At 46.3% G+C, this 11,973-nt stretch carries 7 protein-coding genes and 2 tRNA genes; 3 read left to right on the top strand and 6 right to left on the bottom strand.

The features are described from left to right. Positions 1–5 precede the first annotated feature (5 nt). Both cydB and cydX read left to right on the top strand, forming a co-directional pair. A complete protein-coding gene (cydB, locus tag DD616_RS10780; RefSeq protein WP_208872277.1) occupies positions 6–1,142 on the top strand; it encodes a cytochrome d ubiquinol oxidase subunit II in 1,137 nt (378 codons plus the stop codon). A gap of 12 nt (positions 1,143–1,154) precedes the next feature. Continuing rightward, positions 1,155–1,256 carry a cytochrome bd-I oxidase subunit CydX gene (gene cydX, locus DD616_RS10775; protein ID WP_013856710.1) on the top strand — a complete coding sequence of 34 codons (102 nt, stop codon included), beginning with the start codon at positions 1,155–1,157 and terminating at the stop codon, positions 1,254–1,256. Between the two features lie 111 nt (positions 1,257–1,367). Here the strand turns inward: cydX and DD616_RS10770 are convergent, their stop codons facing one another. The 4 genes from DD616_RS10770 to DD616_RS10755 form a co-directional block, all read right to left on the bottom strand. Beyond that, positions 1,368–1,730, bottom strand: a complete 363-nt coding sequence (locus tag DD616_RS10770; protein ID WP_208872276.1) for a RidA family protein — start codon at positions 1,728–1,730, stop codon at positions 1,368–1,370. 12 nt (positions 1,731–1,742) lie between these two features. Then, positions 1,743–2,795, bottom strand: coding sequence for a lactonase family protein (locus DD616_RS10765; protein WP_208872275.1), 1,053 nt, complete (start codon positions 2,793–2,795; stop codon positions 1,743–1,745). Between the two features lie 309 nt (positions 2,796–3,104). Beyond that, positions 3,105–3,181, bottom strand: a tRNA-Val gene (locus tag DD616_RS10760). A gap of 37 nt (positions 3,182–3,218) precedes the next feature. After that, positions 3,219–3,295, bottom strand: a tRNA-Val gene (locus DD616_RS10755). Between the two features lie 272 nt (positions 3,296–3,567). Between DD616_RS10755 and DD616_RS10750 the strand changes: the two genes are divergently transcribed. Further along, positions 3,568–4,629, top strand: a complete 1,062-nt coding sequence (locus tag DD616_RS10750) for a GGDEF domain-containing protein (RefSeq protein ID WP_017048647.1) — start codon at positions 3,568–3,570, stop codon at positions 4,627–4,629. On the opposite strand, the gene DD616_RS10745 is transcribed toward DD616_RS10750, so the two are convergent. Together DD616_RS10745 and pulA are read right to left on the bottom strand one after the other, a co-directional pair. Next, positions 4,617–5,288, bottom strand: a complete 672-nt coding sequence (locus tag DD616_RS10745) for a DUF2726 domain-containing protein (RefSeq protein WP_094123525.1) — start codon at positions 5,286–5,288, stop codon at positions 4,617–4,619. The two genes, DD616_RS10750 and DD616_RS10745, sit on opposite strands and share 13 nt — an antisense overlap. Before the next feature lie 319 nt (positions 5,289–5,607). Next, positions 5,608–11,649, bottom strand: coding sequence for a pullulanase-type alpha-1,6-glucosidase (pulA, locus tag DD616_RS10740; protein WP_208872274.1), 6,042 nt, complete (start codon positions 11,647–11,649; stop codon positions 5,608–5,610). Positions 11,650–11,973: the final 324 nt, after the last annotated feature.

Raw genomic sequence — 11,973 nt, 5'->3', positions numbered from 1 at the left:
ACACAATGTTTGATTACGAAACCTTACGTCTGCTGACTTGGGCGATTGTCGGTATGCTATTGATTGGTTTTATCATCACCGATGGCTTTGATATGGGCGTTGCAGCGCTACTGCCCATTTTGGGACGCAGTGATGTTGAACGAAGAGTGATGATCAACAGTATCGCGCCTCATTGGGATGGCAACCAAGTGTGGTTGATTACTGCTGGCGGTGCGATTTTCGCTATCTGGCCACTGGTTTACGCCACCGCATTTTCTAGTTTCTATTTAGCGATGATGTTGCTACTTGCTGCGTTATGGCTGCGCCCAATTGGTATGGATTATCGCTCAAAAATCGATAACCCCTCATGGCGCAAGGCGTGCGATAACGCACTGTTCATCAGTGGCGTTGTGCCGCCCCTCATCTTTGGCATTGGTTTTGGTAATTTATTGGTAGGAGTCCCTTTTCAGCTCAATAACTTATTGATGCTCGATTACCAAGGCCATTTTTGGGATCTATTCACACCATTTCCACTACTGTGTGGCCTGCTCAGCCTTGCCATCGTCGTCACTCAAGGCGCAACGTTTTTACAGCTCAAAACTTGTGATGTGTTATGCGAGCGAACCCATAGCGCGTCGGTCGTCAGTGCCAGCATTGCGGTGGCTTTATTTCTCATCGGCGGATTCTTTGCAGCCAACATGGCGGGTTATATTATCGTGAGCCCAATTGTCACGGATGCCGCTTCAAACCCCTTGCATAAAGAGGTGGTTAGCATCGCTCGTCATTTACTGCATAACTATCAAGCACACGCCATGCTGTGGTTGATCCCTTGCGTGGGCATCGCGAGCTTATTGGCGTGCATATGGGCAAGCCTGAAACGAGCATCTGGCGGGGCATTCTTATTCTCTAGCCTTGCTATTGCATGCATTATTTTTACGGCAGGCGTGGCGCTATTTCCGATGATCATGCCATCAAGCTTAATGCCATCACACAGTTTGACGATTTGGGATGCCACATCCAGCCAGAAAACACTCAATATCATCACGATTGTCGCCATCTTAGTGGTGCCAGTCATCCTCAGTTACACGACTTGGGGTTACTACAAAATGTTCGGTCGATTGAGTGATGATTACATTCGCAACCACAGCACATCGCTGTACTAAAGGAGATAACTGATGTGGTATTTCTGTTGGGTTCTTGGCGTATTACTCGCCTGCGCATTTGGTATAATCAATGGATTGTGGCTTGAGCAAGCTGAGCATTTCGATGAATCGTAACTCACTCATATGCAAGCAGATAACCGGTTAATAAAGTTTAAGAACATCGGGCTTTGAGATAAAAAAATGGCGCTATTTTTAGCGTCATTTTTTTCACATCGTCAAACGTATTTACTGAAATTTTGGGCCAGCCGCGGCAACAAAAGCCATTTCAACCAGATAGTCAGGGCTTGCCAATTGCGCTTGAACGCAGGCTCGGCTTGGTGCGCATCCTTCTGGAAACCAGCTATCCCACACTTCATTCAAAGCGGCGAAATGAGCAAAATCCGTGACATAAATCGTCACCGATAACACGCGACGTCTGTCGCTGTCGATCGCCGTCAACTGCTGCTCAGCTTGGGCTAAGATCTGCTCAACCTGCCCTTTCATATCGGCTTTTGTATCGCTATCAGCCACTTCCACAAAGTGGGCAATGCCGTTGAATACGGTAATGTCAGACCAACGTTTACTTGGATTAATACGATGAATAGTCATTAATTTCTCTCTTTATGGTAAAGATAACTCGCAACAGTGCTGTTCGATCACACAGACTGGCGCGCCGACTTTGCAGCTAAAGCCGCTGGCAACCAACCTGCCTGTGGTTTCATCTCGGCGATAACTGGCGATTGTGTGTGAATGTTGGCTAGCAACCAACAACCAATCTCCATCCGCAGACAAAGTGAAGTCACGCGGGAATTGGCCACCGACGTCAAATGCGGCAATCCATTGCGGTTGTGGCTGGCATAGTTCAAAAAGAACGATTTTATTTTGCTCTCGGCAGGAAGCATAGAGAAAACGTTCATCGGGCGACAACTTAATCGCCGCAGCCGCTCCACTTTTCGCCTCATTCGGCAAGAGATCGCACTCAGCCTCTATTTGCCATTGTGTCCCGGAAAATACTAAGGTGACCAAAGTCTCCGACAATTCACAGACCACAAAAGCTCGGGTTTCTGCGTGATTAAACACCACATGGCGCGGCCCACTCCCCGTAGGCATCTCTACAGTTTGCGCCAATGAAAATGCCTGATTATCACTGTTGATGGCGAAAAAATGAATTGCATCACTCCCTAAATCGACCACAACCAGTTGCGACGACTGTTTAAGGAAAACCACCTGATGAGCGTGAGGTGAGGTTTGGCGCTCTGCATTTGGCCCCTGACCATCAATCCATAGATCAGCGATGCATGACTCAGGTTTGCCAGTATCGTCCAAACGAACAATGTTCACATTACCCGACCCATAATGCGCCACGGCGCAATAGCGCTGCTTGGCATCAATAGCAAGATGACATGCATAGCTACCCGACAGTGGCACTTGAGAAACCAAACCCTTATTAATGTGTATCAATTGTGGGTTGTCGCTCGCTTCTACCTCGTTAAAAGTGTAAAAGCCCTTGGTGGTTTCAAGAAGGTAGGAAGGGTTACGCGTCGCCATCACTTCTTGCAAAACACTAAGTTCACCCGTGATGGTATTAAGCTCAATCAGCTCAACGCCGTTACTATTGCTTGGTGCATCCGTATAAGTACCAATGTAAAAACGCGCGGCAGTGTGTGTGCTCATTTTCCACCTATCATCAAAAATAAAACACTATACCCAAATTTCACCTTAATCTGGGATAATTTAATTAAGCTGTCTGTGTGGCAGTGATGAAAACCGCCATACAGTCCAAACTTAAATCCAATCGGGCGATTGCGGAACATAATCAATGAACAACATGCTCGGAATAATGTTTATTTTTCCTAGAGGATAAAATCCATCTTCGCTGTTAAATAATTTTCCGCGATAACGTTGCGTGGGTTTTTCGTCTAATACTGATTTGGTATGTCATAGATACAACAAAGCCCGCACGTGGCGGGCTTTGTTTGAATTTGGTGGGTCTTATTGGATTCGAACCAACGACCTTCTGGATGTCGACCAGACGCTCTAACCAACTGAGCTAAAGACCCAAATTTTTGTTCTTGAGCATGATACATGCGACTGAAATGGTGCGTCCGAGTGAACTCGAATCACCGACCCCCACCATGTCAAGGTGGTGCTCTAACCAACTGAGCTACGGACGCATATCTTCAGAACGGAGTGGATATTAACGGCTGTTTTTGCTGTGTGCAAGTCTATTTTCTTTGTTTTTGAGCCAGTTGGCTTATCTATCACCAGCTTGTCTGTTTTTTATTCACAACTCTGGGTTTAAGCACAATAACCGGATCAACAATAGGTGTAAGCTGTCCAATTTATTTCATTGTATAAGTTATGTGAGATTATCCATTGATTCGGACCAATTATCTCGTACTATAAGCTTTATCAATATCTTCGATATGCAATACGGTGACGTAACATGGATGCGCGATTATTCAACCATTCTCATCATTTGAGAGCCTCTGTACTTTGTGGGTTAAGCTTACTGCTAACCGCTATTGCATTTTTCTTCGTCCTATTTAACGTTTTTTACACTTACAGCTACGGGCTAGCAGCATTAGAATTTATCTTCATGTGCTACTCCTATTACGTTTACTTGATTGCAAAACAACAAGCACATTCAGTCACTCACATTCGTGTCTACGTTTATTTTCTGATCTTTATCATCAGTGTAGGAACTTTTATTCAGCCTTTAAGCAATGGCCTATTTTTATGGACAACGTTTTTCCCAGTACTTTTTTACCTATTGCTAGGGGTTAAGCATGGCCGTCTCGCTACAGGCATCGCACTCATTCCGCAACTGTTCAATATCCATTCTCAAGGCTCATGGAATGTGGATTATGACCCAACCCCGTTGATGATTAACCTACTTCTTTGTTATTGCGGGATTTGGACGGTGGCTCATCTTTTTGAATCTAGCCGTAAGAAAACCGAAAACTCGCTACGCTACCTCGCATCTCGTGATGCGTTGACAGGCTCTCACAATCGTTTGGCACTCACTCACGCCTTCGCTCACTTCGTGCAAAATAAGGTGGATACGACGTTGTGCCTTTTAGTGATTGACCTTGATTATTTTAAGCAAGTGAATGACACCCATGGGCATGATGCCGGTGACAAGGTGCTGATCGATACGACGCAGGTAATGTCTCAAATTGTGGGCGACGATAACCTCTACCGTATCGGCGGGGAGGAGTTTTGTGTAACTTTGTTTAATAACAGCATCGCGCAAGCCGAACATGTGGGAGAAAAACTGCGTGAGGCGATTAATCAACATTTGTACGCTTATGGATCGAAGCGAATCCAACTGACCTTAAGTGTCGGTATTTGTGAATACCGTGAAGGTGACAAGTTGGATGTACTACTGAAATTAGCCGATGTTGAGCTTTATAAAGCGAAGAAAAATGGACGTAACCAAGTTTGTATTTGCCAAATCAATGACACAGTGGATGATTCGACACTTTGGATTTCTCAGAGCTCTTGATCATCGCCTATTTCATACACCACATTATAATTTTCAGTATAGGTACACTGTGGTTGACGGCTACACGTAAAGAATCGTCGACCTTTGAATTCGCCTTGGCTGGCAATTTTTATCACCATTGGGCTGCCACATTTTTTGCAAAAACGCACTTCTTTATCGGTTTCGATCAAATCAATATGCGCGGCCAGTAACCTTCTTAGTTTACTCACTTGATAGCTGTGTTTGATGTTCGCACCAATCAATGGAATATTGGCAGACTTACACACATGCATCAGCAATTTTTCACGCTCTACCTTGCCTTTATGCAGTTCTTTTCCGTTATCCAACTCGATGATAACTCGCGGCTCTAGGGTTCTTGCATCACACACCACAAAATCAAAATAGTTTTTGGCGATTCGGTTATTGGCGATAAACCACTGCTTTTTATTCAAGTTTGCCGCTGGGGTAACCACGTTGGCCATTGAAACTTTAGCCAACACCACACCGTGTTCCCCTACTGCAGATTTCAGTGCGTTATGAAAGGCGCCTTCCGACATATTGAGTAACGCCCCTTTCTTCTTATAAGCGTAATCTTTGGTATCGTCGTGTTTGATCACGTACTTTTGGATAAAGACAAAAAACAGCACCAGCAGTGCAACAATGATAAAAATGTTGGTCATACGATAAAAACCATTTTGAAGTAATTAGCTAACTCGCTAATTAATAAACGAAGTACCGCCCAAAGGCCAGTTTATTACTATGGATTTGTTGAAGAGGGTGACCTAATCCACATGGCAGCAGGCTCTCTTGTAAGCTGAATCTAGAATGTGTACCAGAGTGTCATTCAGGTTGATAAGCTACGCCAATGAGTGAAATGTCGCAACTTGTGTTTTCTGTCAATGGACAATGATCAAACGAGAGGCTCATTAATGAGAGCCTTAGTAGGAAAAAGTAGAGAAGGAAAAAGCTCGCCGTAGCGAGCTTTTATTGCTTTAACGATTAATCCAGTCGAAGTAAGCGACCAGTTAAAGCCGGAACGATGATTGTCGTTGTACCGATTTGCGTGGCGATCGTCTCTTCAGTCATCAAATCCTTCAATTGAGTCGCAGCTTTTACGCTTCCCATATCAAGAGATAATCTCCGCTCCGCGGTGCTGGTGTTAAGCACATAGAGGATCTGCTCATCACCGTACACTTTAAGATCCGCGTACAAACTCTCGTCAATCCACACATTACGCCGCTCCCCTTTAGCCAGTGACGGGTATTGGCTGCGCAGTAGCATTAGTTGACTGACGCTGTTTTTCAGCGCTTGCTGTTGTGGTGACAAGCTTGAACCATCTACTTTGCCACTAGAACGAGCAACGTGATCATCACACAAACCAACAGCGGCACAATTTTGTGTCACTTGCGCTGCAAAGTTTTCGACTTCATCCCCAATCTCTTCACCATAGTAAAGCGTGATTGGCCCAGAATAAGCAGCAAGAAAACTGAACGCGGCAAGATGTCGCACATAATAATCGCCTAAATTACCTCGTTGGATCAGGTCACCAAAGCGAACCAAATCATGATTACCTAACATTAGATTTGGCATGGCGTGATAAGGCGATTTCGCTCGGTTATTCCAACTGGCTTCTAGACTCAGAGCGCTACCACTTGCGCCAGATTCTTCCACGGCTAGTGCTTGCATTACACCATAGCGTAAAGGAAAGTTGAAGGCTGAGGAGAGCGCTGGGTTTGCATCACTGCCATACGCAGTTAGGGTAATGTCATCAGCCCCTTGCCATACTTCACCGACCATATAGCCTAATGTGCCCCATGATTTCCCTGCATTGAGGTTATCTTGCGATGCTTGTTCAACCGCCGCGCGCATCGAACGCCAACTCTCAAGCGGGACTTGATACGCTTGGTCTAAACGCCAGCCATCAATGCCAAACTCACGGATCCAGTAGCTGGCAACTTCAGTGAAAAATGCCTCACTCGCTTGGCTAGGATAAGTGACCAACTTGCCCGGATAACCACTTTCTCCGTCATGAAGCTGAGGCAACTTGCCGCTCGGTGACGCTTTCACGCCAACAGAGCTGGTGTGGCCAAATACGCCATCCAATAACACGTACAGCCCTTTGTCATGCGCACGATCAATCAGCTCTTTTAGCTTAGCGTTGCTGCCAAAGTTAGGATCTACGTTGAAATAATCACACGCAAAATAGCCAGTAGCGTCAAGCTTATCATCACCATTTTGACCCGCACAGGAATCAAATACTGGCGTTAACCACAACGTATTAACGTTCAAGCTAGCAATATAATCCAAGCTATTGATGATGCCTTGCAAATCACCACGGTGGTGCGAGTTGCCGTAACCAACGCCGTAATCAGCGTTTGAATCTCCATCAACAAAGGATTCCACCATCACTTGATAAATTCGCAAATCACAAGCGGGGTTATTGTCTTGATAACACGCGTAGTCAACACCCGTATCCACAACGCCAACCACCAGTTGCGATGTGTTGGATGCATCCAGTGTGAACTTCCAAACACCTTGCTCTTTTACGGTAAGCTTGATATTGCCATTTCCTGCATTTTCCAATGTCGCGGAACCGCTAGCGATACTAAAGCCACCAAAACCAAGGTTTAGTGTGCTCCAATCTTCAGAAGCAATTTTGAATTCATACACTCCGGGAGTCAGATAACCTTCAAACATGTAGAGACCATTTTGCTGATAGGATAATGGATTTGAAACTCCCCAACCGTTCATCGAACCACGCACGTACACCGTGGTTGAACCATAAGGTGCAACATCAATTGGTGGCGCATCAATGCTTAAGCCAGCACCCTGCTCGCCCTGCTGCGGCATCACAAACACTGCCGCCGTTAAGGCTGGAACGGTAAAGCGGCCATTGTTAAACTGGCTCTCTTTGACGCGCACATCTTGTGCTGTGCGTAAAACAGGATGTAATTCAAAGCGCTGCGCATTCGGGATCACCACACTTTGCTCAACGCTATTGGCGTTGATGGCGACAACAATGGCCTCAACGTTAGGGTCGAGATCCGCACCAGCTGAAATACCATCATTCACCGACATCACTATCATGCCAGGCTGCGCATTTGGCCCCGTATTATGGAAACGAACACGATTTAACACTTCTTGCTCAGAGATTAGCTTGAGCAACGGTGTTTGCGCACGAATCGCCAGCAAGGCTTTGAAGGCATTGTCTGTCCATGCGATATCTTGCGCGGAAGCCACCGTATTGGGGTTGGCTATCACACTTTGAATCGCACTCCAGTTGGCCTGATCTTTATCTGCTCTTGGCAAGCCGACATTCCAGTTGTTGGTCTGCTTGCTAAAGTCAACACGGTTGTACCAATCACCACTGTCGTAACTGTCGCGCGCCATCGATTTTGAGCGAAGTAGTTCTGACCCCATATGGAAGAAAGGAACACCTTGCCCAAGCATTACTGGCGCAAGACCAATGATCTGCATGCGCGCTCTATCCGCTGAGCTGGTTTCTGCTTTTGCTTTATATTGGTTGAAGTCCCACAGGGTTTGATTGTCGTGTTTAGAGACGTAGTTAATCGACTCTTGTGGGTCAAGTGTATAAGCCGCGCCTTGACCACCGTATTGGAAATCACGGCCAAGCACTGTCATGCCGCTGGCGGTTTGCAATGGATAGGCTTGTAAATTGCCAGCCATGCCATAGCGAATTAAGTCCATTTTCGATTTCAGCTCATCACTAAATCGATCACCTGCATTAGCAAAACCCGGAGTGGTTAATAACGCCTCACCGCTATCAAATGGACCACCGCCACGCACACCGTCACGTAAGCGGTCGTTATAAGTCCCTATCCCCGTTCCAGCCATTGGCCATTGCGTAGCATTTTCGCCTCTGGCACCGTTGGCGACTTCACCAAAGTTCCAGCCTTCACCATAGAACCAAGTGTCAGGATCAACCGTTTTCGCCGCCTCATAAATCTTGAGCATGCTTGATTTCATCAAGTGTCCCATCAGATCGAAGCGGAAACCGTCGATTTTGTAATCTTGCGCCCACATCGTGACGCTATCGGCCACCAGTTTCTCGAACATACGGTTTTCTGAAGCGGTATTGTCACAGCAGCTAGAATTTTCAACCGCACCTGTGATGGGGTTCAAGCGGTGGTAATAACCGGGCACGGTTTTATCCAGTACTGATTTGTCATACAAACCTGACGAGTAGGTATGGTTGTAGACCACATCTTGCACGACTCGAAAACCAAGCTGATGCAGTTTTTGCACCATCTGGCGGTACTCTTTCACCCGTGACACACCATCACTTTGCACCGCATAACTGCCCTCTGGCGCGCTGTAATGGAATGGATCATAACCCCAGTTGAAGCTGTCAAGCGGCCGCACATCCGCAAGTAATGCTTGTGCTTGCGGTGTATTCGGGTCGGTTTTTTCCAACAAAGAAAGTATGGTCGCGCTCATCGACGTGCCATCAGAACAGAGCGACGCTTGCGGGTTAATACCACACAGTTTTGCGACCGTATCATTAAGATCGACCCGCTTTTGCTCATCTTCCGGAATCGACGCTAAATCATAGCTTGGCAGTAAGTGAATGGTGGTTAAACCCGCTTGTTTTAAACTTTTCAGGTGCGCAACACTGTCACGTTCTTCTTCCAAGAAGGCAAGGTACTTACCGTTGTATTCCGCTGTTCCTTTGCTATCACTGTTGCTGAAGTCACGAATGTGTACTTCATAAAGAATGTTATCTTCAGGATGACTCAGTTCAGGAATAATTTGAGTATCCCAATCGTCCGGTTTTGACTCTGCTGCGGTTAAGTCCACCAATTGAGAATAAAGGCTGGATGTGCTGAGCGATTGCGAATACGGGTCGGTCGTCATCATCCATTCAAGTTGCGCCGTTTTAGGATGGTAGGCCTGCACGCGGTAACGATAGAAACTGTTTTTCAGCGAGCGCTCACCTTGATAATGCCAAACTCCGGTGTTTGGATCTTCAACCATCGGCTGAGGGGAGGTACTGCGAAGGGTTTTATCTTGATCATACAGATACAACTCCACTTGCTGCGCGGTCGGAGCCCATAGCGCAAAATGCGCGCTATCACCCTCTATCCAAGCGCCAAGTTTCGCTTCATCGGCATCATCGCTGCCAGCCGTGTAAAGATTATCGACTATTCCTGGGATCTGTACTTTTGTTGCAACCAGTACTTTGCCTTCAGCATCTCTCGCTACTGTGAGTAGCTGAGTTTTCAACAGCGCTTTAGCTTGTTCATTGCTCACATCCAATGTGAAGGCTGTTCGACCCGCTAAATGTGGAAAATGCGCATTATTGGTCACGCCTGACAAGGCTAATGGGTAATGAATGAATTGTTCAGGATGGGCGATATCACCATTGCCTTGTGCGCGGCTCCAAAGCTCATAGCTTGCCGCTTCGCTGTGATCGAACCACGCCAGTTGATTTACCGCAAGCCAATGTGCAGCTGCGCCCTCAATGGCAACTTGAATTTGCTCATTCGGAGAATAGTTCAACACCGCACTACCGTGGCGCGTATAAAGCGTATTGCCTTTGACAAAATCCAGCACTAAATCATCGCCGCCCAGCGCTTTATCATTGCCACTGTGCACAATAAAGTTCATGCAGTTGCCATGTTCTGCTTTAAGTGGAATGCGATATATCGCTCCATAAATCGGGTCGATTTCTGAGGCTAAGTAAGGATTTCCCCAATCCACGCCATTAAGCGCAGATTCAGAAACAGAATCACAGCTACCGTTGTTCCAAAGGTGTAGTCCCCATCCGTCATAATTATTGTCATCACGCAGGTAGTAAATAATCGCTTCTTGATAAGTTGGGGTCGGCTCGGTTGTCGAGTTATCCGCCTGTTTCGGTTGTGGATCAATGCTGTCGGGGATGCCATCACCGTCATCGTCGCTTGAGGCAAAATCCCCTAGCCCATCATTATTGGTATCAAGGCTTTCTAAGCGATCTCGTGGGAATACATCCTGCGCGTTGCTCACACCGTCACCATCAATATCGTCATCTTCGCTATCGGCAATACCGTCACTATCAAGGTCAGCAGGAACGCTTGAAACATCATTGGCGTCCGTTCCTAAACGCGCTTCATCGGCATTGCTCCACCCATCACCATCAATATCATCATCTTCGACATCCGCAATGCCATCGCCATCGAGATCGGCAGCAAAGCTTAAGGCGTCATAAGGATCTGTCCCTAATCGCCATTCAGTTTCATCAGGCCAGCCATCGTTGTCATCGTCTAGGTCTGCGTGATCACCAATGCCATCATCATCGGAGTCAATACTCTCTTGGATGTCGTAAGGAAAGTGGTCAATCAAATCGGCTACGCCATCTCTATCGCTATCAAAGCCAATAACAGGCTCACCATTTTCAAGCATCAGTGTTTTATCGCGAATATCGCTCTTTTCTCGCTGTGCTTTTTTGATCTCATCGCCAAACCGTTTACTGGCTTTTTTCAAGGTATTGGCCAATTCAGGCAAGCTGGAGTCATCGATAGTAGCAGGTAGCAGTTGCGCTAGCGCTTTAGCAGATTGAGCAACCAAGATGTGGTTATCGACATAATCCGCTTTGACATCCAAAGTTGGAATACGCAGCGCCTTTTTCAGCTCAGCCAACGCTTTACTCTCTCGCTTACCATTTTGCATCTGCACGCTGAGGTAAGTCGTAAAAGGGCTGATCACCGGATAATTTGCTGGCGCCATCATTAAATAATTGCGCGCCGTTTTGACGGTGGGAATATCTTGGTCAACGGTTTTTCCCTTGATAGCAGAAGCCATCAGATAATAATTTTTTACGTCACCACGCAGCCCCGCCACGTTAATTTTTGCGATACCTTTTTGGTCGGTATACGCTTGAGGTTCGTTTTGTTCAAATTGACGATTGCCGTTCACATCCAGCCAAACTTGGGCATTGGTTAAATACCCATCCATGACTTGAACGTCTAACGAGTCATTACAACCCGCTAGCATACCAATTGAAGCAAACGCTAAAGTCATTCTCGTTAGGTTTGTTTTCATTGTTGTAATCCGTTTTATAACGTTAGTGCTCGTCCTGCTCTCACTGCTGGCAGAAAACCTATAAATCAGTAGACATATGTCTATATCTACCTAAGCTAACGTTATAATTTTGACACCGCCAATTACCTCCCCCTTGCCATTTTGCTCTCAGGGCGTAGAGCCAAGGGAGGAGAAGAAAAACACAGAGTTCACTCACGCTCAGGGTAAATGAGATGAAAGGAAAGCAGAGAGAGCAAGATAAAAACGTGATCGGAAAGACAAAGCGTAGAATGAGGAATGATAAAGTGTGAAAGAATATTACATTTTGACCAATCTAATAGAGTT

Origin of the sequence: Vibrio anguillarum, assembly GCF_003390515.1 — a bacterium.
GTDB lineage: Bacteria > Pseudomonadota > Gammaproteobacteria > Enterobacterales > Vibrionaceae > Vibrio > Vibrio anguillarum.
The sequence above is the reverse complement of the archived record's forward strand: the minus strand, read 5'-3'. Positions and strand labels throughout refer to the sequence as shown.

Coding starts and splice junctions, on each gene's coding strand:
- cydB (WP_208872277.1), top strand. CDS start 6: ATGTTTGATTACGAAACCTTACGTCTGCTGACTTGGGCGATTGTCGGT.
- cydX (WP_013856710.1), top strand. CDS start 1,155: ATGTGGTATTTCTGTTGGGTTCTTGGCGTATTACTCGCCTGCGCATTT.
- DD616_RS10770 (WP_208872276.1), bottom strand. CDS start 1,730: ATGACTATTCATCGTATTAATCCAAGTAAACGTTGGTCTGACATTACC.
- DD616_RS10765 (WP_208872275.1), bottom strand. CDS start 2,795: ATGAGCACACACACTGCCGCGCGTTTTTACATTGGTACTTATACGGAT.
- DD616_RS10750 (WP_017048647.1), top strand. CDS start 3,568: ATGGATGCGCGATTATTCAACCATTCTCATCATTTGAGAGCCTCTGTA.
- DD616_RS10745 (WP_094123525.1), bottom strand. CDS start 5,288: ATGACCAACATTTTTATCATTGTTGCACTGCTGGTGCTGTTTTTTGTC.
- pulA (WP_208872274.1), bottom strand. CDS start 11,649: ATGAAAACAAACCTAACGAGAATGACTTTAGCGTTTGCTTCAATTGGT.